18 protein-coding genes are annotated in these 22,037 nt (G+C 61.9%); 6 read left to right on the top strand and 12 right to left on the bottom strand.

Features of this window, described 5'->3' with window-relative positions:
* The first annotated feature begins 109 nt into the window (after positions 1-109).
* Positions 110-1,114 (top strand): L-histidine N(alpha)-methyltransferase, encoded by a 1,005-nt coding sequence (gene egtD, locus ASD58_RS21215; RefSeq protein ID WP_082565586.1) that lies wholly within the window; start codon positions 110-112, stop codon positions 1,112-1,114.
* Entirely contained in the window at positions 1,107-2,291 is a 1,185-nt protein-coding gene (gene egtB / locus ASD58_RS21210; protein ID WP_057263213.1) for an ergothioneine biosynthesis protein EgtB, read from the top strand. Before egtD ends, egtB begins: the two co-directional genes overlap by 8 nt.
* Before the next feature lie 73 nt (positions 2,292-2,364).
* On the opposite strand, the gene ASD58_RS21205 is transcribed toward egtB, so the two are convergent.
* From ASD58_RS21205 to leuA, 4 genes are all read right to left on the bottom strand, one after another.
* On the bottom strand, positions 2,365-2,979 hold the full coding sequence (locus ASD58_RS21205) for a hypothetical protein (protein WP_057263212.1): 615 nt from the start codon (positions 2,977-2,979) through the stop codon (positions 2,365-2,367).
* 19 nt (positions 2,980-2,998) lie between these two features.
* Positions 2,999-4,066, bottom strand: a complete 1,068-nt coding sequence (locus tag ASD58_RS21200; protein ID WP_057263211.1) for a cache domain-containing protein — start codon at positions 4,064-4,066, stop codon at positions 2,999-3,001.
* Between the two features lie 261 nt (positions 4,067-4,327).
* Complete coding sequence (locus tag ASD58_RS21195; RefSeq protein ID WP_057263210.1) at positions 4,328-5,953, bottom strand: methyl-accepting chemotaxis protein; 1,626 nt, start codon at positions 5,951-5,953, stop codon at positions 4,328-4,330.
* Positions 5,954-6,059: 106 nt separating this feature from the next.
* On the bottom strand, positions 6,060-7,757 hold the full coding sequence (gene leuA / locus ASD58_RS21190; RefSeq protein WP_057263209.1) for a 2-isopropylmalate synthase: 1,698 nt from the start codon (positions 7,755-7,757) through the stop codon (positions 6,060-6,062).
* A 279-nt stretch (positions 7,758-8,036) separates the two neighbouring features.
* Here leuA and ASD58_RS21185 point away from each other — a divergent pair, with 279 nt between their 5' ends.
* Positions 8,037-8,486 (top strand): Lrp/AsnC family transcriptional regulator, encoded by a 450-nt coding sequence (locus ASD58_RS21185; RefSeq protein WP_082565585.1) that lies wholly within the window; start codon positions 8,037-8,039, stop codon positions 8,484-8,486.
* A 30-nt stretch (positions 8,487-8,516) separates the two neighbouring features.
* Entirely contained in the window at positions 8,517-9,185 is a 669-nt protein-coding gene (locus ASD58_RS21180) for a hypothetical protein (protein ID WP_057263207.1), read from the top strand.
* Here ASD58_RS21180 and ASD58_RS21175 read toward each other — a convergent pair.
* The 4 genes from ASD58_RS21175 to senB all read right to left on the bottom strand — a co-directional run bounded on the left by ASD58_RS21175 (position 9,163) and on the right by senB (position 12,907).
* The gene (locus ASD58_RS21175; RefSeq protein ID WP_082565584.1) at positions 9,163-9,930 is read right to left on the bottom strand and encodes a flagellar brake protein; all 768 of its coding nucleotides are present in this window, start codon (positions 9,928-9,930) and stop codon (positions 9,163-9,165) included. The two genes, ASD58_RS21180 and ASD58_RS21175, sit on opposite strands and share 23 nt — an antisense overlap.
* 75 nt (positions 9,931-10,005) lie before the next feature.
* Positions 10,006-10,875 carry a hypothetical protein gene (locus ASD58_RS21170; protein ID WP_057263206.1) on the bottom strand — a complete coding sequence of 290 codons (870 nt, stop codon included), beginning with the start codon at positions 10,873-10,875 and terminating at the stop codon, positions 10,006-10,008.
* The gene (gene selD, locus ASD58_RS21165; protein WP_057263205.1) at positions 10,875-11,924 is read right to left on the bottom strand and encodes a selenide, water dikinase SelD; all 1,050 of its coding nucleotides are present in this window, start codon (positions 11,922-11,924) and stop codon (positions 10,875-10,877) included. Before selD ends, ASD58_RS21170 begins: the two co-directional genes overlap by 1 nt.
* An 11-nt stretch (positions 11,925-11,935) precedes the next feature.
* On the bottom strand, positions 11,936-12,907 hold the full coding sequence (senB, locus tag ASD58_RS21160) for a selenoneine biosynthesis selenosugar synthase SenB (RefSeq protein ID WP_057263204.1): 972 nt from the start codon (positions 12,905-12,907) through the stop codon (positions 11,936-11,938).
* Positions 12,908-12,943: 36 nt separating this feature from the next.
* Here senB and senA point away from each other — a divergent pair, with 36 nt between their 5' ends.
* Positions 12,944-14,146 carry a selenoneine synthase SenA gene (gene senA, locus ASD58_RS21155; protein WP_057263203.1) on the top strand — a complete coding sequence of 401 codons (1,203 nt, stop codon included), beginning with the start codon at positions 12,944-12,946 and terminating at the stop codon, positions 14,144-14,146.
* Between the two features lie 95 nt (positions 14,147-14,241).
* Here senA and ASD58_RS21150 read toward each other — a convergent pair whose 3' ends face one another.
* Entirely contained in the window at positions 14,242-16,308 is a 2,067-nt protein-coding gene (locus tag ASD58_RS21150; protein WP_057263202.1) for a S9 family peptidase, read from the bottom strand.
* Between the two features lie 76 nt (positions 16,309-16,384).
* Here ASD58_RS21150 and ASD58_RS21145 point away from each other — a divergent pair, with 76 nt between their 5' ends.
* A complete protein-coding gene (locus tag ASD58_RS21145) occupies positions 16,385-18,214 on the top strand; it encodes a DUF885 family protein (protein WP_057263201.1) in 1,830 nt (609 codons plus the stop codon).
* A 76-nt stretch (positions 18,215-18,290) separates the two neighbouring features.
* On the opposite strand, the gene ASD58_RS21140 is transcribed toward ASD58_RS21145, so the two are convergent.
* The 3 genes from ASD58_RS21140 to ASD58_RS21130 form a co-directional block, all read right to left on the bottom strand.
* A complete protein-coding gene (locus ASD58_RS21140; RefSeq protein ID WP_057263200.1) occupies positions 18,291-19,523 on the bottom strand; it encodes a malic enzyme-like NAD(P)-binding protein in 1,233 nt (410 codons plus the stop codon).
* 105 nt (positions 19,524-19,628) lie between these two features.
* Entirely contained in the window at positions 19,629-20,912 is a 1,284-nt protein-coding gene (locus tag ASD58_RS21135) for a Glu/Leu/Phe/Val dehydrogenase (protein ID WP_057263199.1), read from the bottom strand.
* 157 nt (positions 20,913-21,069) lie between these two features.
* Complete coding sequence (locus ASD58_RS21130) at positions 21,070-22,032, bottom strand: LysR family transcriptional regulator (protein ID WP_057263198.1); 963 nt, start codon at positions 22,030-22,032, stop codon at positions 21,070-21,072.
* Positions 22,033-22,037 lie beyond the last annotated feature (5 nt).

Here is a 22,037-nt window from a genome sequence, read left to right as displayed (position 1 = left end):
GAAAGATCCTTTTTTATGTGAATGACGAGCCGCACGCCTCGGGCGAGGGTGCGGTACCTGGTCTTGGATATTCAGCTATGATAGCAAAAATGTCCCTGGAGCCTGAGCCATGACCTTGTCACGCACGGCTGCGATCCGCCTGGTCGCACCGGAAACGAGCAGTGTGTTGTCCCCCAGAACCGGCCACGGCGACGCGGCCACCATTGCAGAGATCAGCGCCGGACTGCTGGCGCCGCAAGCTTCCACCTCGCCAAAATATTTCTACGACAGCCTGGGCTCCCACCTGTTCGAAGCGATCTGCGAACTGCCCGAGTACTATCCGACCCGTACCGAAGCGGCGATCTTCGCCCGCCACGGCGCCGACATGGCAGCCCGCATCGGGCCCGGCATGACCCTGGTCGATTTGGGGGCCGGCAATTGCGCCAAGGCCGCCAGCCTGTTCCCTTTGTTGCAGCCAAGCCAGTACGTGCCGGTCGATATCGCCAGCGATTTCCTGCACCAGGCTGCGGAGCAACTGCGCCAGCGCTTCCCGTCCATCGAGATCATGCCGCTGGTGATGGACCTGTCGCAGCCGCTGGCGTTGCCATCTTCCGTGCCGGCGGCGCGCCGGCAGTTTTTCTATCCGGGTTCGTCGATCGGCAATTTCACGCCGCACGATGCGGTGACTTTCCTGCGCCAGGTGCGCGAGAACGTGGGTGCCGATGGCGGGCTGCTGATCGGCGTGGACCTGGTCAAGGACCCGGCGGTGCTGGATGCGGCCTATGACGATGCGATCGGCGTCACGGCCGCCTTCAACCTGAACCTGCTGCGCCACCTGAACCACCTGGCGGGCGCCGACTTCGATCCGGCCCAATGGCGCCACGTCGCCTTCTTCAATGACGCGGAAAGCCGCATCGAAATGCACCTGGAAGCACGCTGCGCACTGACCGTGTGCTGGAGCGGCGGCACGCGAAGTTTCGCGCAGGGCGAGCGGATCCATACCGAGAACAGCTACAAATACACGCTGGAAGGATTCCGCAGCCTGCTGTGGGAGGCGGGCTTCCGCGTCGATGGCACCTGGACCGACGATGCGCACTGGTTCGCAGTGATGCACGCGGCGGCGGCTTATGCGTGACGCCAGTCCCTGGACCGAGCGCTACGCGCAAGTACGCGCGGCAACCATGGCACTTGCAGCGCCGCTGTCCGACGAGGATTGCGGCGCGCAGTCGATGCCGGATGCCAGCCCGGTCAAATGGCACCTGGCGCATACCACCTGGTTCTTCGAAACCTTTATCCTCGAACGCTACGAAGCTGGCTTCCAGCCATTTCATCCGGCGTTCAGGGTACTGTTCAATTCCTATTACAACGGCGTCGGCGACAAGCACCCGCGGCCACAACGCGGCCTGCTGACGCGGCCTTCGATGGCGGAAGTGCGCGCCTACCGCGCCAATGTCGATGCCCGGGTTGCCGCACTGGCGATGCGGCTGGCCGCAACCGATGACCGCCTGGCCGAGTTGCTGACCCTCGGCCTGCAGCACGAGCAGCAGCACCAGGAGCTGATCCTCACCGACGTCAAGCACCTGCTGGCGCAGAATCCGATGGCCCCGGCCTACCTGCCGGCCGCCGCACCGGCCGCGCCCGCAGCCGCGGCGCAGCGCTGGCAACGCTTCGAAGGCGGCCTGCACGACATCGGCCACCAGGGCGATGGCTTCTGCTTCGACAATGAGCTGCCGCGCCACAAGGTGTACATTGCCCCGTTCGAGCTGTCGGCGCGGCTGGTGACCAATGCGGACTACCTGGCCTTCATCGAGGCAGGCGGCTACCGCAATCCGAGCCTGTGGCTGGCCGAAGGCTGGGACTGGATCCGCGCGCAAGGAATCGAAGCGCCGCTGTACTGGCGTCGCGGGGAGGAAGGGAAGGGCTGGACCGCCTTCACCTTGCACGGCCAACAGCCGCTTGACATGGACGCGCCGGTGGCCCACATCTCCCTGTTCGAGGCGGACGCCTACGCCCACTGGGCCGGCGCACGGCTGCCAACGGAAGCGGAGTGGGAGCATGCAGCCGGCGCAGGCGAGGTAACGCAAATGTTCGGCCAGCGCTGGCAATGGACCAGCAGCAGCTACGCGCCATACCCCGGCTTCCGTCCCGCGGAAGGCGCAATCGGCGAATACAACGGCAAGTTCATGGTCAACCAGTACGTGCTGCGCGGCTCCAGCCTGGCCACCCCGCAAGGCCACTCCCGCGCCAGCTACCGCAACTTCTTCCCGGCCAGCGCCCGCTGGCAGTTCACCGGCATCCGCCTCGCAAAATAAAAGTCGGGGTCAGCTCCGGCAATCCGCCATTTTGGCGGATTGCCGGAGCTGACCCCGACTTTTTAGGTGCGAGTTACAGGCGGATGCCGAGGGCCTGTACGATCTCTGCCTTGAACTTGGCTGCCTGGTCGGCGTTAGGGATTTCGCCGGCCAGTTTCAATGCCAGCTGGCGCACATCGGTGATCGTGTCGAAATAGTCGCCGCAGACGATCGCTGCCATCGGGCCAATGTAGGTGGCCAGCGTGTTTTCGAAGATGCTGCGCTGCTCGTCGGTCAGTGCCGGCTTGCCTGCGGCAGGCTTGCTGGCGGCTTCCGGCGCTGCCGCCGGGCGGCGGGCTACGCCGGCCAGCAGCGTGGACGCAGGCGAACTGCCTTCCGGCAGTTCCGTGATGCTGCCGTACAGGTAATCGAGAATCGCTTCGGTCGACCACTGCAGCGGTTCGTTATTGCCCACGCTTGGACGGTCCAGGCTCATGCGTGCACGTTGAATCGTGCGCAGGATGTCCAGGCCGTCGCGGCCGCGGCGGCCGCGGCACAGGACGAACACGATGCGCCCGTTATCGAGGTGGATCTGGGCCATGCGGTTGTCATCGCTGACCAGCATGATGGTCGCGGTGTCGCCCTGGGCGCAGAAGCCCGCGATCTTGTCGAGCAGCTCTACGAAGGGAGTGAACTCTGGCTGTGCCATATCAGTTCGCCTTTACCGATTATTTCTTACGCAGGCGATCCATCGCCATCTGGATACTCACGCCCAGGCGTTCCACCGCACGGGCCAGCGAGCCGATTTCGTCGCCGCGGCTGGTCTGTGGAATGGTCACGTCCAGCTGGCCTTTGCTCAGCTTTTCGGCGATGGCGGTCAGGTGGTTGATTGGACGGGTCAGTTGTTTGCCCAGTACGAATGCCAGGCCGGCAACCAGCGCGATAACGATCAGGATCAGCAGGCGTGCTTCGCTGCGCATTTTCGACATGGCGGCAAATGCTTCGTCGTATTGCTGCTCAACCAGCACGGTCCAGCCTTGTGGCAGGGTACGCACGAAGCCAACCATCTTCACGTCGCCGTCCATATAGACTTTTGGTTCGTCGGTGATGCCTTGCACTTGCAGGGCAGGGTGCTTGCTGAAGTCTTGCAGTGCGCTCTTGATCTTGCTCGCGTCGCCGTGGGCGATGACTTTCTTGTCGCCGTCCAGCAGGATGGCGTGGCCGGTTTCGCCGATGCGGATGTCGGTCACGGTGCGGGACACCACGCCCAGGTCCATCGCCATGGCGAACACGCCGACGATGGTGCGGTTCTCATTGCGGATGGGTACGCCGATGTTCAGCGATGGCTTGCCGCTGGTCTTGCCGATTGCTACCAGGCGGCCTTCTTCCTTGCCGGACATGATGGCCTTGAAGTAGGAACGGTCGCCGTAGTCGAGCAAAGGATTGCCATCGCTACGCCCCACGTCCTTGCCGTCGGTACCCATCGTATGGATCAGGTAGACCCATTCGTAAGACGCGATCGTGGCGGCCAGGATCGGCGTCTGGCGGGCGCCGTTCATCGAAATGATGTCGTCCAGGCGGGCAGCCTGGCGCATGGCGCGCATATTGGTTTCGTCCCAGCCGTTCACGCCGGTCGCCACGGTATCGGTGGTCGCGACCAGGTTTTCCGAGATCTTCGTGGTCAGTTCTTTTTCGGCAGAAGAGTTGCCCAGGTACCAGAGGGCAAGCAGCGGCACGAGGGTCACCACGAGCAGAGTGATCAGGACTTTTTGAAAGATATTAAGTGACAGTTTCATTTTTATAAATCATTCGTAATAATCGAGCTGACACCACCGCATTCAAAACACGGACAACGTCGGCATTAAGGCTGATTTCGAAGCAAAGCTTGATTGCTGCCCGAGGTTGTTTGCAGCGCCAAGCACGCTACTTCGGGCATTGCCCGAGCAACAATTTGCGAAGTCACAGGCCGCTGCTGGACCCTTATCTAGCGTGACTTTCCTGTTGCTCAGTTTATAAGTTCACGATTATACATCAGTCGGTTTCCGGGCGGAAATGATTTATGCGTCGCGCGCGTTGGCCAGACGCCGCACGTTGCGTCGCTGTACAGGCAGGGCCGGTTGCTGCTGCCCAGCCGCTTCGCCGGACAGGCGGAACTGGCTGACCAGGGTTTCCAGTCCGGCGGCCTGGTCGCTCATCGCCGCCGCGGCCGCGGCAGCCTGCTCCACCAGGGCGGCATTTTGCTGCGTGGTCTGGTCCATTTGCATGATGGCCGTGTTCATCTGCTCGATACCGTCGGTTTGCTCGCGCGTGGCGAGCGAAATTTCGGCGACGATGCCGGTCACGCGCTGTACCGCCGACACCACTTCCTCCATGGTGGCGCCGGCCTGCGCGACCAGCCTGGCGCCAGCGTCGACCTGTTCCACCGAGCTGGAAATCAGTTCCTTGATTTCCTTGGCAGCGCTGGCCGAGCGCGCAGCCAGGTTGCGCACTTCGCTGGCCACTACGGCAAAGCCGCGGCCTTGTTCACCGGCGCGCGCCGCTTCCACCGCCGCATTCAGGGCCAGGATATTGGTCTGGAACGCAATGCCGTCGATCACCGCGATGATGTCCACCACCTTGCGCGAGGAATCGTTGATCGAGCCCATGGTCGTTACCACTTGCGACACCACTTCGCCGCCACGCTGGGCAATGGAGGAGGCCGAAGTGGCCAGCTTGTCCGCCTCGCGCGCATTGTCGGCATTGGCCTTCACGGTCGAAGTCAGTTCTTCCATCGACGATGCGGTTTCTTCCAGCGCGGATGCCTGGCTTTCGGTGCGCGCCGACAGATCCATATTGCCGGTGGCGATCTGGCCGGAAGCCGATGCAATGGCAACCGTGCCATTGCGCACCTGGCCGACGATCTGCGACAGCGCGTCGTTCATCTCGCGTAGCGCATGCAGCAACTGGCCGGCTTCATCTTGTGAGTGAGCCCTGATCTGGCTGCTTAAGTCGCCCGCTGCCACGGTGCGTGCCACCTGCAGCGCATAATTGATCGGACGCGTAATCGAACGCGTTACCCACACCGCGCAGGCCACGCCCAGCACCATCGCCGCGACGCCAAGGGCGATCATCATGGCGTGGGCGGAGCCGATGTGCTGCTTGATCCCGGCGCCATTGGCGGCGACGATGCTGTCCTGCAGGTCGGCGAGTTTTTCCACGGTTGCCTGCAGCCTGGCCAGGCGCGGCATGGTTTCCGACAAGGCGCGTTGCGTAGCCTGTTCGCGCTGGCCTGCTTCGAGCAGTTTGAGCACGCCGGTAAACGATTGCACGTAGGCGCGGCGGTCGTTGCCGACTTGCGCCAGCAATTCGCGTCCGGCAGGGCGGTAGACCAGCTTGTCGAGCGTGGACAGGGCGTCGGTGATGATGGCTTTATTCTTTTCGACCTGCTTGCGCAGTTCCGCCGCTTGCGCGGCATCGGTGACCAGCAGCAGTTGCAGCACCAGGGCGGCGTTGGCGCGCGTGGTGGCGGAAATCGTGGCCGCTGCGTCTGCCTTGACCCAGTCCTTGTCGATGATGGTGGAACTCAGCTCGCCGATGTCGGACAGGCGCTGGCTGCCCACGGCGATCAGCAATGCCATCAAGGCGAAGACAATCGCGAAACACAAGCCCAGGCGGGTCCCGATCTTCAGGTTGGCAATGCGCATGACTGCTCCTTCCGGCGGCATGGAAAACGATTTACCAGTATAGGTAACGGCCGCAAGGAGACAAAATCCGGGGCGGCGCAGGTTGCCGCCCCGAATGAAAAGACGCTCAGGCTTCGGCTTGTGCGATGCTAGCCGATGCTTCCGCCTTCATTGCGATCTGGCGGTTGATGGCGCTCAGTACGGCCTTGAACGAGGCGGTGACGATATTGCTGTCGATGCCCGCGCCGAACAGGGTAGGACCGCCGTCCAGGCGCAGTTCGACGTAGCAGGCCGCCTTGGCGTTGGCGCCGTGGCCGATGGCATGCTCGTGGTAGTCCATCAGCGTGACGTCCAGGCCGAGCGCGTCGACGAAGGCATCGATCGGGCCATTGCCGCCGCCTTGCAGCGACATCGACGCCTTGTTGTGCAGCAGGCCGATGTCGATCTGTACCGGCTCGTCGCTGGAACTGTCTTCCACCATCTTGTGCGAGACGTAGGCGTAAGGCGTATTCTGCGCGAGGTACTCTTGTTCGAAGATCCGGTGGATACCTTCGGAGGTGATTTCAAGGCCGGTCTGGTCGGCCACTTTCTGCACGGCGCGGCTGAATTCAATCTGCAGGCGGCGCGGCAACTCGAGACCGTAGTCCTGTTCCAGCAGGTAGGCCATGCCGCCTTTGCCGGACTGGCTGTTGACGCGGATGACGGCGTCGTAGCTGCGGCCCAGGTCCTGCGGGTCGATCGGCAGGTATGGAATCTCCCATGGCGCGCCTTCCTGCTGCTTGGCGAAGCCTTTCTTGATCGCGTCCTGGTGCGAGCCGGAGAAGGCGGTGAACACCAGGTCGCCCACGTATGGATGGCGCGGATGCACCGGCAACTGGTTGCATTCCTCGACCACCTTGCGCACGGAGTCGATGTCGGAGAAGTCCAGACCCGGGTGCACGCCTTGCGTGTACAGGTTCAAGGCCAGCGTCACCAGGTCGACGTTGCCGGTGCGCTCGCCGTTGCCGAACAGGCAGCCTTCGACGCGTTCGGCGCCGGCCATGACGGCAAATTCGGCGGCCGCGATGCCGGTGCCGCGGTCGTTATGCGGGTGCACCGAGATGATGATGGAATCGCGGCGCTCCAGCTTGCGCGACATCCATTCGATCTGGTCGGCGTACACGTTCGGCGTCGAGCATTCGACGGTGGCCGGCAGGTTGACGATCATCTTCTTGTCCGGAGTCGGCTGCCAGATGGCGGAGACCGCGTCCACGATGTGCTTGGCGAAATCCAGTTCGGTGGTGGAGAAGGACTCCGGCGTGTATTCGTAGGTCCAGTCGGTTTCCGGATGCTGGGCCAGCAGTTCTTTCACCAGCTTGGTGCCGCTGGTAGCGATGGCGGTGATCTCTTCGCGGGTCGCGCCGAACACCACTTTGCGGAATACCGGCGCGGTGGAGTTATACATGTGCACGATGGCGCGCTTGGCACCGATGCAGGATTCCACGGTGCGGCGGATCAGCTCTTCACGCGCCTGGGTCAGCACGATGATGGTGACGTCGTCCGGAATGCGGTTTTCTTCGATCAGCTTGCGCACGAAATCGAAATCGGTTTGCGAGGCGGAAGGGAAGCCCACTTCGATTTCCTTCAGGCCCACCTTGATCAACAGCTCGAAGAACTTGATTTTCTTTTCCACGCTCATCGGCTCGATCAGCGCCTGGTTGCCGTCGCGCAGGTCGGTGCTCATCCAGATGGGCGGCTTCGAGATGACGGCATTCGGCCAGGTGCGATCGGTCAAGCCGACGGTTGGGTATGGACGATATTTGGCGGCAGGGTTCTTCAACATCATGGTGATACTCCTGTGTTTTTCAAATTTTGGGAAACCGGGACGTGGCGCGAGTGGCGGCCGACGTGCGGTGCAGCTAGGGGAAAATCAGGCGCGTGCCAGTAGTAGCGCCCCTAGGGATAGGGCGCCTGGCAGGTGGGCAGAAATGTGCAGATGCGAGGTCATGTCGACCAATGTAAGGCACCGGAATTGGGCTTGTCAAGAAAAAATCTCGGCAGCGATTTACGATGTTTTCGCGTTTTATGCTGATAAAATGACTGTATTGATGAGGATAAATCGGATATGGATAAGATTGATCGAGAAATAATCGGGCTTTTGCGCGATGATGCGAGGATAAGTTTTAAGGATCTGGGTGAGCGCGTAAGCCTCAGCGCGAATACGGTGGCGGATCGCGTGCGGCGTTTGGTGGCCGAAGGCGCAGTGCTAGGATTCGAGGCCCGCATTGACCACGCGGCCCTCGGCCTGCACCTGCAAGCCTATATCGACATCAAGCTGAAGTCCGGTACCAATACCCACGAGTTCGAGGAAATCGTGAAGACCATTCCGGGCGTACTGGAAGTGGCGCTGCTGACCGGGAATTATGACGGCTTGCTGCGCGTGGCCTGTAAAGACCAGGCCCATTTGCTGCGCCTGATCGACACCCTGCGCGACCGTGCGGGCGTGCAGGATACCTACAGCCGTGTGATCCTGCATCAGACTCCCGTGCATGCGCCGCTGTCTGTGACAGAATAACGCCCCTTATGTGTTGATTGCGGAATTCTGATGCAAAAGCTGAATGCAGAATTGAGCCGACTTTATCTTGCGCCATCCGATGGCGGCACCCGTAGCATTTGCCTGTCCTTCAGGAAGCTGGCGGGGGATGGCGAGGCTGGGCACTGGGAGCGCCTGTGCACCGTGGCGAATGCCTTGCAGGCGGAGTTGGGGCTGCCGGCTCCTGCCGTGAGCATTTCGGGTGCAGGCGCATTCGGGCTTTGGCTGTCGCTGGAGCAGCCGGTGACGGCGGCGCAAGCGCAGGAATTCGCGAGGCTGGTTTGCGCCGACGCGTGCGCCGAGGCTGAAGCCGGCGTAGTGCCTGGCTCGCTGCCGCCATTCCTGAACCAGGCTAGCGGCAAGTGGGCGGCCTTCATCCACCCGGGCATGGGCGTGTCTTTTGCTGGCGATGAGGGGCTCGACATACAGCCGCCTGAAGCGGGGCAGGTCGCGATGCTGGAGGGCCTGGAGAGCATTGCGCCTGCGCAGTTTGCGCAAGCGCTGGATCAACTGCGACAGTCCGCTGGAGTCGTCGTCCCGCCTGCGCACGGAGTCCCTGCGACCCGCACTGCCGCCAGCGACGCAGCGGACGACCTTTTGCTGAAGGATGCGACGCTGGAAGACATCGTCAACTTCCTTCACTCGAAGAATATCGAGCCTACTTTCCGCTTCCTGAAATAAGCTCCATCTGTTCGGCGAGTTGTGCGGCGGCCTCCGGCGTCATATTGAGGAATTTGCAGCCAAGGTGAAGCTGTTCGCCGAGCAGGAAGGAGCGCAAGCTGCGGGTGAAGCGGATCTCCAGCTCCGTGGCGATCTCGATTTCCGGTCCCAGTTCCAGCATCACGCCTGGAATTTTGCGTCCTTTGAACAAGCCTTTCGCCTGGAGTTTCGAACAGCGCAGACCTACGCCGCCCAGCGAAAGATCGTAAATTGGCAGCTCATAGGTATGCTTGATCAGTTCGAAAGAGGCCATGAGGGTGGCCCCCAGCGGCGTCTCGACCCGCTCCGAAGCACGCCGGTTAAGGACCGTGCAGGCTTCCGGGAACGTCATCGGGATCAGATGCGGCTTGCCGGGAACGGAGCCCCATGCAGGGCTGGACAGGCGAAACTGAAGCTTCGCCGTGCGCAGCCAGCTCACGAAAGTGACTTTGCCCGGCTGCAGGACTGAACCTTCGTTCAGTTCCATCACAAAATGCGGCAACTCGGGATCGACCGACAAGATGCGTCCGAGGACAGCCTCGCGGCTGCCGGGCGCATACATCGAGATGGCGTCGCCGCTGGCGGCCAGGAGGGTCAGTGCATCGCCGATTTCGTCTTCGCTCGTCATGTCAAACGAGCTTGCGGAAGCCACGAAGGGGGCTAATGCGTCTTGCGGGCGCGGTGGTCCCTTGCGGATCGGGACGGCATGGTGCTCATGGAGCTGCATATCGCGTAGATGAGGTCTGGTATGACTTCATCATAGACGAGAATTTCCAAATAGCAACCCTTTTTGTCATGGCGATCAGTAAAATCGGATGCCGCGGCGAAGCAAAAGCTGGAAGATCAAGAGCAGGCAAAGCACCATGCCAAACGGCCACGCGAGCGACACGTCTGCCGCGCCAGCATGATCGGCGCGCGCCTTGGCACGCCATGCGTCAGCCTGGATCCACGCCAGGCCAATGAAACTGACGACGACCGGCACCATCAGCACTTCGATCCATTCCCGCGGCATGCGGAACAATGTGATGACCGGAAGGGCAAGCAGGGCGGGAAGCGTAGCGATCCTGAACGTTGATTGTCCCAAGTCAGGCATCATGGCGCTCAGCCACCGTGCGGCGCAAGGAATGAGGGCCAATGCGATCAGTCCCAGGAGAGTCTTTGTGCTCGTTCCAAGGTCAAAATAGCCCATGAACATGCCAAGGTCGCTTTGATTGCTAATGGCGCCGATGACGATTTGCGGCAGTGCCATGAACAGGCCGCTATAGCCCATCCAGAACAAAAACAGGCCGGTTGCCGCAGACCGGTAGGTGCTGCGCCGCAGCAGAAGGGCGCAAACGATGCCGCTTGCAAGCGTAGCCATTGCGCCAGTGCCCTGGAACAGGCTGGCCAGCGGGCTCGCGCCTTCCCAGCTATGATTGTTGTGGAACAGTGTCGGCCGTAAACCGGGCGTGAGAGCCTTCGGCAGCACCAGGAACAGTTCCTGGATGAAGAAGGTCAGGTTGAAGGCCAGCACATAGAGCAAGGCCGATGTCGCCGTAAGCTTCCAGTCCCAGAGCGCGCAAAGTCCTTCGTCGGGCCGCGGGGACTTGAGACGTCCTGCCAGCCAAAGCGCCAGCGGCCCTGCAACAACAGCCAGCGCTGTTGCAAAGCCGATGAGGCTTATGGCTGTCATCAGGCAGCGACTTGCACGCGCGGCTCGCCGGCTGCCATTTCGCCGATCACAGCGGCATGTTCGAAACCATGGCTGCGGAACAGGGCCAGCACTTCGTCAACGCTCGATGGATCGCAGGACACCAGCAGGCCGCCCGAAGTTTGCGGGTCGGTCAGCAGGGTGTGCTGCGGCTGGCTGATGTCAGGCGACAGCAGGACATCCTTGCCGTATGCGTCCCAGTTGCGGCCGGAAGCGCCAGTAAAGAAACCGTCATGCGCCAGCTTTTCGACGCCGGGCAGCAACGGGATTTGCGACATATTGAGCTTGGCGGTCAGTTTGGCGCCACGCGCCAGTTCCAGCAGGTGGCCGAGCAGGCCAAAACCGGTGACGTCGGTTAGCGCGTGCACGCCCGGCAGTTCGGACAAGGCTTTGCCTGGCTTGTTCAACTTGGTGGTGTTATCGATCATGGCCTTGTAGCCCTCGTCGCCCAGTACGCCTTTTTTCAGCGCGGCGGACAGCACGCCCACGCCCAGCGGTTTGCCCAGCACCAGCACGTCGCCGGCCTTGGCGTCGGCATTGCGCTTCACTTTCGACGGATGCACCAGGCCCAGCACCACCAGGCCGTAGATCGGCTCAACGGAATCGATGGTGTGGCCGCCGGCAATCGGGATGCCGGCTTCGTTGCAGATCGATTCGCCGCCTTTGATGATCTTTCCGATCACGTCGATTGGCAGCTTGTTGACCGGCATGCCGACCAGGGCTAGCGCCATGATCGGGGTGCCGCCCATGGCATACACGTCGGAGATGGCATTGGTGGCGGCGATGCGGCCGAAGTCGAACGGATCGTCGACGATCGGCATGAAGAAGTCGGTGGTGGCGATCAGTGCCTGCTCGTCATTCAGCTTGTAGACGGCAGCGTCGTCGGCCGTTTCGATGCCGACCATCAGTTCCTTCGGCACCGGGAAACCGTTGGTGTTTTTCAGGATCTCGGACAGCACGCCGGGCGCGATCTTGCAGCCGCAGCCACCGCCGTGGGAGAAGGAAGTGAGTTTGATTGGTTCAGTGCTCATGATGGGGGCTTTCAGTTCGTATGGAGCAGATTATCCACCAAGTCGAGCAGGGCTGCCTGCTCGGCTTCGGGAGTGAAAAGTTGAGCGCGGCGGTCGCATTGCTCTTGCAGTTTCGCGTACCAGCCGGGGACGTTGATGCTTTTGTCAACAAGCTTGGCCAGTGCTTGCGCATCACCCAGCGGGAAGTAGCCGAGATAGTCTTCACCCAGCATGCCGCGGTTGCCGCTGATATCGCTGGCCAGCACGGGGACGCCACTGGTTACCGCCTCGATGATGACGTTGGCGCCGCCTTCCATGCGCGAGCAGATGGCCATGGCGTGGGCGTGCTTCAGGCGTTGGCGGGTGTCGGCATGGGGCAGGGGGCCCAGCCACTGGTAGCGGCCTGGCCAGGCCGCGTTGGCGACGGTGGCGGCGTCGCCAAGCGCGGGATCGAGTACGCCGCCGATATGGACCAGGCGCGCGCTGCGGGCGGTCGTATGCGAAGCGGCCAACATGAAGGTGCGCGGATCCTTTTCTTCGCGCAGGTGGCCGACCATCAGGATGTCGTGGTGGCGCGGCACGACGCCGCGCGTGGCAGGATGCAGCGCTGGCGCTGATTGATAGATGACGTGGGCTTTGGCGCGTAAATGGGACGGCAGTTCCTGCAGGCCGGCAGGCTGCAGCAGGACCAGCGCCGTGGCGCGCTCAAGGGACGCTTGCGCGTCGGCGTCACTATGGATGTCGCGATACAGGTCGGTGCCGGTCAGCACCAGGATGGTTGGACGGCCGGGATACGCCGCGCAGAAATGCGCCAGTGGTGCGGCCGAGCGGCGGGCATGAAGGGCAATCAACAGGTGCGGCGCCGCCTCGGCGGGCCAGTCGGAAGCGATCTCGGCCTGGTAGCGCGTGCGCAGGAATTGCGCCCAGCGCCGAGCGGTTTGCCAATTGCCGTTGTTGGCCTGTGCCAGCGCCGGGCTGACGATACAGATTGTCTGCTTGCTCACTGGTGTATTTCGCTCAAATATCGCTACAATCGACCCATGAACGCCATCCACGCCTCGTTCCGGACCGCCCGAACACAGCAACTTGCCGATGCCTTGCAGGCTGCGCGCAATTATACGCTGAGCCTTTTCGAATGCTTTGCAGCCGCCGGCATGGACGCGTCGATGCGCGTGCCGCAAATGCGCATCGTCAATCCGCCGCTGTGGGAGTTGGGCCATACCGCCTGGTTCGCCGAGTGGTTCGTGTTGCGCGAGGCGATTTCGAGCCATCCGGCCGATGCGCTGTACATGTCTTTGCTGCGCAAGGGCGACGACTGGTTCGATTCCAATATGGTGCCGCACCGCAGCCGCTGGAGCCTCGACCTGCCCAGCACCGGAGGCGTGAAGACCTATTGCCACGAAGTGCTTGACCGCGTCCTGGACAAGCTGTCGCGCGAACCGAATACGGATGAAGCGCTGTATCCATACCGGCTGGCGCTGGCCCACGAAGACATGCATGGCGAGGCCTTCCTCTACACCTTGCAGACCCTGGGCTTGCAGGCGCCGGCGCACCTGACCCACGACGAGCGCGCATCCGGTGCGCCGGGCGAGATTGCCTTCCCCGGCGGCACCCTGCAATTGGGCAGCGCACCCGACACGGGCGGCTTCATCTTCGATAACGAAAAGTTTGCGCATCCTTGCCATGTGGCGCCGTTCCGCATGGACTCCACGCTCATCAACAACGCCCAGTATGCGGACTTCGTGGAAGACGGCGGCTACGAGCGGCGCGAGTTCTGGAGCAATTCCGGCGCCGACTGGCTGCTGCGGCAGGAACGTTCTGCCCCACGCTACTGGCGCCGCGATAACGGGCAATGGCGCACCATGCGTTTTGGACGGCTTACGACGCTGGCGGCGCATGAGCCGGTGCGGCACGTGTCGCTGTATGAGGCGCAGGCCTACTGCGCCTGGGCCAATCGGCGGCTGCCGACGGAAATTGAATGGGAATATGCGGCCCTGCACGGGCATCCGGCGTTCCGCTGGGGCCAGTTGTGGGAATGGACGGCATCACCGTTCGAGCCTTATCCCGGCTTTACTACCGACCGCTATCGCGAGTATTCGGCGCCGTGGTTCAGCAGCCACCAGGTATTGCGCGGTGCCTCGTTCGCCACCCCTTCACGGCTTGGCTCGGCCAAGTTCCGCAATTTCTACCTGCCGGAACGGGACGATATCTTCAACGGCTTCCGCACCTGCGCCTTTGAATAAGAAAGTCGGGGTCAGCTCCGGCAATCGGACATTTCGCGCTGCGCGAAGCGCAAAACTCCTCGAGAAGCCGGAGCTGACCCCGACTTTTAACTTAATTACTTCTTCTTCAGGTGGTCATCCAGCCAGCCGATCACGGTGTGGTGCCACAGGATCGAGTTGGCAGGCTTCAGTACCCAGTGATTCTCGTCCGGGAATACCAGCAGCTTGGACTCGATGCCCTGGCGCTGCAGTGCGGTGAAGGTGCCCAGTGCCTGTGCGGTCGGAATGCGGAAGTCCAGGTCGCCCTGCACCACCAGCATCGGGGTCTTCCACTTGGCTACATGGTTTACCGGGTTGAACTTTTCGTAGCCGTTCGGGTTGGCGTAGTAGGTGCCGCCGTTATCCCATTCGGTGAACCACAGTTCTTCGGTGGAGTAGGCCATGCCGCGCTGGTCGAACACGCCGTCGTGGTTGACGATGCATTTGAAGCCGTCGCTCCAGTTACCTTCGATCCAGTTCATCATGAAGCCGCCGTAGGATGCGCCCAGCGCGCAGGCGTTCTGGCCATCGAGGAAGTCATACTTGGACACGGCTGCTGCCAGGCCTTTCTGCAGGTCTTCCAATGGCTTGCCGCCCCAATCGCCGCTGATCGAATCGGTGAAGCCCTGGCCGTAGCCGGTCGAGCCGTGGAAGTCGATGAACACCGAAGCGTAGCCGGCGCCGGCGTACACTTGCGGATTCCAGCGGTAGCTCCAGCTATTGCCAAAGCTGCCCTGCGGGCCGCCGTGCACCAGGAAGGCAACAGGGTATTTCTTGCCTGGTTCGTAGTTCCATGGCTTCATGACGTGGCCATACACGGTTTCACCGTTTGCGCCTTTGAAGGAGAACTGTTCGTACTCCGCCATCTTCACGTCTTTCAGGCGTTCTGCGTTGGCCCAGGTCAGTTGCGTGCCTTTCTGCTCGGCGCCTTCGGTCTTCAGCCTGACCAGTTGCGCTCCGCCGCCCAGCGACGCTGCTGCGGAGATCACGGTGTCTTTCTGGGTGTCGAACTCACCTGCATAGCCTTTGCCGGTCAGCGCGGTGACTTTGCCGGATGCGGCATCGATCGAGAACAGGCGGTGGTTGCCAATGTCGTCGGCATTGGCCAGCAGGGCTTTGCCATCGGCGCGCCACTTGTAGTCGGCGATGGAGCGGTCCCAATCCTGCGCTACGACGCGTTTCTTGCCGGTGGCGACGTCCATCAGCACCAGGTGGAAGCGGTCGGCTTCAAAGCCTGGACGCTTCATCATCAGGTAGGCCATGGTTTTGCCATCCGGGGAGAAGGAAGGCTTGGCATCCCATGCCGGGTTTTCGGCAGTCAGGTTGCGCGGGGCCGCGCCGCCTGCCGCAGGCACTTCGTACAGGTCGAAGTTGGTGGACCAGGATTCGGCCTTGCCGGCTACCCGTGCCGAGAACACGAGTTTCTGGCCGTCCGGCGAGAACTGGTAGTCGGCGTTGTCGCCGAACGGCTTGGAATGCACGTCGCCATCCAGCGAGCCGCTCAGGCTGACGGGTGCGCCGGCCTTGCCGGCGGTGTCGATTGGCGCCGAGTACAGCACGTTACGGCGGCCATCGGACCAGGTATCCCAGTGGCGCACGAACATTTCGTTGTACAGCATGCCGGTGGCCTTGTTCTTGGACTTGTCGTCCAGGCGCTTCCTGGTGCAGGCCAGGTCGGCGCAATCGCGGAACACTTCAAAGGCCAGTGCCAGGCGGTCACCCTTGGGCGACAGCCGGAAGCTTTCCACGCCCAGCGGGTAATCGGTGACGCGCACCGCTTCGCCGCCGGCGTTCATCGGCAGGCGCCAAACTTGCGCGGAGCCCGAACGGCCGCTCACAAAGTACACGGCGTCGCCCGAAGCGGACCATTGCGGCTGGCTGCTGCTGGCATCGTGCTGGGTCAGTTGGACCGGGGCCGGCTTGGCGGCCTTCAGGTCGATCATCCACAGTTGCGTGATGCCGCGGTTCTTTTCCATATTGGTGGCGCGGACGGTGTACACCACGCGGCTTGCATCGGGCGACAGCACTGGGCTGCCAACGCGGTCCATGCTCGCCAAGTCTTCGATGGTCAAGCCGCGCGGGGCGGCAACGGCATTGGTGGCCGCAGCGATGGCGGCGCCCAGTACCAGCAGGCGTAAGGTCATTCGGGATCTCCGGTCTGTTATCAATTCTGCCAGCTAGTGGCTGGCCAAGCGGGCATGATACTGTAATATTTCGCGCATGGAGATCAATACTAGGAAAATCGCGGTCTGGGGATTGACCGGCGCCACTGCTGCCTTGTGCGCCGGCGCCGTGCTGTTGACGCAAACGTGGTATTCGAAACCGCTCAAGCTCGAATGGTTTTACATGCGCGGCTTTGCCTCGGCTGCCCTGAAAAGCCCGGAGATGATGTCACGGCTGCGGGTGCTGCCAAACTGGCTGGATTTCTCCAGTTCGCGGCTGGACGATGAATCGCCGCAACGCCGGCGCGAGTATTACCAGGACATGAAGGACAACCTGGCCATGCTCGATCGCTACGACCGCAATGAGCTGGGGCGCGAGGCGCAACTGTCCTACGACACGCTGCACTATTACCTGAGCACCGTGGCGGAAGGCGAGCGCTTCCAGCTTCACGAATTCCCTGTCAACCAGGTGCATGGTCTGCAAAGCGCGCTGCCTGAATTCATGAACGACGTGCATCGCGTCAGTAACCGCAGCGAAGCAGAAAGCTATATCTCCCGCCTGCAGAAGTTCCCGCGCAAGTTCGAGCAATTGATCGAGAGCCTGCGCGCGCAGCAAGCGGCAGGCATCCTGCCGCCGCAATTCCTGGTCGAGAAGGTGCTGTTGCAGATGCACGGCTTCGCTGGCCGGCCGGCGCGCGAGAACATGCTGTACACCAGCTTCAAGGCCAAGCTCGATGCGATTCCGCTGTCGGATATGAGCGAGAAAGTGCGTAACGAATTGCTGCAAGGCGTGGCCGAGGCGATCCAGAAGAGCGTCTACCCGGCCTATGCCGAATTGATTCGCCATTTCGTCGAGCTGCAAGGCCGCGTGCATTCCAACGACGGCGCGTGGTCGCTGCCGAACGGCGACGAATACTACGCCTGGTGCGTTCGTTTCCATACCTCGACCAACCTGACACCGCAGCGGGTGCATGAATTGGGGCTGGCCGATGTCGACCGTCTCACCGGCATCATGGACCGGCTGCTGCGCCAGATCGGGCTGCAACAGGGCAGCGTTGGTGAGCGGATGCTACAGCTGCAGCGTGATCCGAAGTACCGCTATCCCGATACCGAAGACGGGCGCAAGGAAATGCTGGCCGAGTATCGCGCCATCATGAAGGAAGCGGACGAAAAGCTGGCCGGCGTTTTCCTCACGCATCCCAAGGCGGCAATCGAGGTGCGGGCCGCTCCCGTGGAATCCGCGGCGACGGCGCCGACTGCCTACTACATACCCGGCGCTATGGATGGCTCGCGGCCGGGCGTGTTCTACGCAAACATGCGCTCACTGAAAGACACGCCGAAGTTCGGCATGCGCAGCACGGTCTTCCATGAAGTCATGCCGGGCCACCATTTCCAGGTATCGCTGGCGCAGGAGATGAAGGGTGTGCCGTTTTTCCGCCGCGTGATCAGTTTTTCGGCATACCAGGAAGGCTGGGGACTGTACGCGGAGCGCCTGGCTTCTGAAATGGGCTTGACGCCGGATCCGCTGGACCAGTTGGGGCGCCTGCGCGACGACATGATGCGCGCCGCGCGGTTGGTGGTCGATACCGGCATCCACTACAAACGCTGGTCGCGCGAAGAGGCCATCGAATACATGATGGAAAATGCCGGCATGGCCGAACAGGAGGCAACGGCGGAAGTTGAGCGCTACATCGTTTCACCGGGCCAGGCATTGGCCTACAAGGTGGGCATGCTGTCGATCCTCGGCTTGCGCGAGAAGGCGCGCACTGAATTGGGCGACAAGTTCGACCTGAAGGAATTCCACCACGAAGTCCTGAGCCATGGCGCCTTGCCGATGACGGTGCTGGAGCGTGTGGTGGACGACTGGATCGCCGCCCGCCACAAATGAAAGTCGGGGTCAGCTCCGGCAATCGGACAAATCGCGCAGCGATTTGTCCGATTGCCGGAGCTGACCCCGACTTTAATTACAGTAGTTGCTTGCCGAGCGCTTCGAGGCGTTCGAAGTAGGCGGTCATGTCCAGCTCTTTACGCGCCACGCCGCTGCGCATTGCTGCTTGCGCGATCTTCGGGGTGACCGTCGGCAGCAGGCGGTCGTCCAGCAGGCCTGGCACCACGTAGTCTTTGCCGAAGCGGGCATCACTGTGCGCCAGGCCGGCCAGCGCGGTCACGCAGGCGCGCTTCATTTCCTGGTTGATCGTGGTGGCGCCGGTGTCCAGCGCGGCACGGAACAGGTACGGGAAGCACAGCGCATTGTTGATCTGGTTCGGATAATCGGAGCGGCCGGTAGCGATGATCGCGTCCGGTGCCACTTCGCGTACCAGTTCAGGACGCAGCTCCGGCTCTGGATTGGCCAGGGTGAACACGATCGGCTGCTTCTTCATGCGCTGCACGTCGCCTTGCGACAGCACGCCAGGACCGGATACACCGAGGAACACGTCGGCGCCTTCCATTACGTCGGACAACGTGGCGGCGGTGGTGTCCTGCGCCCAGTCGGCTTTTTCGCCGGTCAGGTTGCGGGCCTTGGTCAGCACGCCTTTGGAGTCGCACACGAAGATATTCTCGCGGCGCGCGCCGATATCCACCAGCAGTTCCAGGCAGGCGATTGCGGCTGCGCCGGCGCCGGAGCAGACGATTTTCACGTCGGCGATGTCGCGCCCGGTCATTTCAACGGCGTTCAGCATGCCGGCGCCGACCACGATGGCGGTGCCGTGCTGGTCGTCGTGGAACACAGGAATGCTCAAGCGTTCACGCAGCTTGCGTTCGATGTAGAAGCACTCAGGCGCCTTGATGTCTTCCAGGTTGATGCCGCCGAAAGTAGGGTGCATGGCCGCGATGATGTCGACCAGCTTGTCCGGATCGGTTTCGTCCAGTTCGATGTCGAAGGAATCGATGCCTGCGAATTTCTTGAACAGGATGGACTTGCCTTCCATGACCGGCTTGCCGGCCAGTGCGCCGATATTGCCAAGGCCCAGCACCGCGGTGCCGTTGGTGATGACTGCCACCAGATTGCCTTTGGCCGTGTATTCATAGGCCAGTGCCGGATCGCGTGCGATTTCCATGCAAGGCGCCGCTACGCCTGGCGAGTAGGCCAGGGCCAGGTCGTCCTGGCTGCCAACGCTCTTGGTCACTGCAATTGCCACTTTGCCGGGCGTGCCGGCCTTGTGGTATTCCAGTGCCTTTTGTTCAAGACTGCTCATTCTGTGCTTCTCCTTATGTTCTGCGAAAAACGCCCGCGACAGGCAGTGTAGCCTGTGCGGGCGTAAGCTGCAGGGCGCTACGCGGGCGCCCGGCTTGATTTTTGATTAAGGGTACAGGCCACGAACTTCGCGGGCAGCCAGCACGCGGGTGCAGGCCAGGATGAAGGTTGCGGTGCGCAGCGAAACCTTCTTCTCTTGCGACACTTCCCACACGGAGTTGAACGCGTCCTGCATGATGCGGGTCAGGCGTGCATTGATTTCTTCCTCGCTCCAGAAGAAGGAGGAGAAGTCCTGCACCCATTCGAAGTAGGACACGGTCACGCCGCCGGCGTTACACAGCACGTCCGGAACGATCAGGATGTCTTTGTCGTTCAGGATGTCGTCCGCTTCAGGAGTGGTTGGGCCGTTGGCGCCTTCCAGGATGATCTTGGTGCGGATCTGGCCTGCGTTCTTGGCGGTGATCTGCTGTTCCAGTGCTGCCGGTACCAGGATGTCGGACTCGATGCCCCAGAAGGAATCGCGGTCCTGGGTCGCTTCTGCGCCTGGGAAGCCAGCAACGCCGCCGGTTTCGGCTACGTGCTTGTGCAGTTCAGCCACGTTCAGGCCGCCCTGGTGCACCACGGTGCCGGTGTGATCCTGCACGGCGATGATCTTGGAGCCAGCTTCCGCGAACATATTGGCAGCGATGCCGCCCACGTTGCCGAAGCCCTGGATTGCAATGCGTGCGCCCTGGATTGCCACGCCGCGCTTTGCAGCCGCTTCACGGCCGGTCACGAACACGCCGCGGCCGGTTGCTTCACGACGGCCCAGCGAACCGCCCATCGAGATTGGCTTGCCAGTGACAACGCCGGTCGACAGGTTACCTTCGATCATGGCGTAAGAGTCCATCATCCAGGCCATCACCTGTTCGTTGGTGTTGACGTCCGGTGCCGGGATATCCTTGGTTGGGCCGATGATCAGGCTGATCTCGCTGGTGTAGCGGCGGGTCAGGCGCTGCAGTTCACCTTTGGACAGGGTCTTTGGATCGACACGGATACCACCTTTTGCGCCACCGTATGGCACGTTGACGGCGGCGTTTTTCACCGTCATCCATGCCGAAAGGGCCATCACTTCCGACAGGGTGACATCCTGGTGGAAGCGCACGCCACCCTTGCCAGGGCCGCGAGACATATTGTGTTGAACGCGATAGCCTTCGTAGTGGGCGATCGAGCCGTCGTCACGTTCGATCGGAACGTCGACAACGAGGATGCGCTTAGGGCGCTTCAGGGTTTCTACCCAGCGGGACAGGCCGCCCAGGTGAGGGGTGACGCGGTCAATTTGTTTCAGGTACTGGCCCCAAGGACCGAGATCTTCAGCGTTGAGGTAAGACGGCAAGGCGTGGTTGGTCATTGTGTGACTCGCTCAGGTTGTTCGGTAACGCGGCGAATCTTATTCCTGTGCAATTGCCGAGGCCAATGCCGAGTGCGCATTCGGTTATGCAAAATTTGCATAACCTGTCTTTTTGGCACTTCCATGAACTAAAACTACAGAACCGGGAAACCTGGGTCTAGCGGTCGGAAGCCGGTACGCGCCGCTTCGCCGAAGCCGGCTTCTGGCGCTCCGCCAAATGCTCCCAAAGCCGCGCCACGATTGCCTTCCCGGGCCTTGCCGTACTTGGCCGCTCGCGATAGAGGCGAATCTCCATCTCGATTTCCCACTCCGCGCGTCCGCCATCGGCTGGCGCCAGCAGCTTCTGTTTCACCTCGCGCGTCACCGCAGATTCAGGCAGGAACGCAATCCCGCGTCCCTCCAGCGCCATCATCTTCAAGCCTTCCGCCATATCGGTTTCGTAGTGCGTCTCAAGATGCAAAGCCTGCTTCGCATCGGACATGATCAGGTCAACCATGCGACCGAGATAGGCATTGGTGGTGTAGGAAAGGAAGGGCAGGGGTGAAGTCTTCCGCCCCGGCAGTACGAACTCCGGCTGCTTCGCCTTGTCGCAGCGCGCATAGGCGCGCAACGCCTCGCGCCCCAGCACCAGCATGTCGTAGCGTCCCGGATCTAGCTGCACCGGCTGGCGCGGATGGTGATAGCAAAGCAGCAGGTCGCAGCCGCCTTCCACCAACTGCAGCACCGCATCGTGCACGTTCAGCGCCATCAGGCGCGAATTGATCGGCGCGAATTCTTCTTCGAGCTGCGTGATCCATTTCGGGATGAAGGTCAGCGACAGCGTGTGCGGCACCGCCAGGTCGATGCTGTTCTGCGCCGCCGCCCGCTTGCCGCGCAATAGCTCGCGCACGCCGTTGATCTGGCTGAGCATTTCCAGCGCCTGCTCGTAGAACACCAGCCCCGCCGGCGTCACGCGCGTCGGGTAGGAGGTGCGATCGATCAAGTCCATGCCCAGCCAGTTTTCCAGCGACTGGATGCGCCGCGAAAACGCAGGCTGCGTTACGTGGCGCAGTTGTGCGGAGCGGCTGAAGCTATTCGTTTCAACCAGCGAGATAAAGTCTTCCAGCCATTTTGTTTCCATGTACG

This window comes from Duganella sp. Root1480D1 (genome assembly GCF_001427305.1).
Classification (GTDB): domain Bacteria; phylum Pseudomonadota; class Gammaproteobacteria; order Burkholderiales; family Burkholderiaceae_D; genus Rugamonas.
Note: the sequence above shows the minus strand (reverse complement) of the source record. Positions and strands in the feature narration are given on the sequence as shown.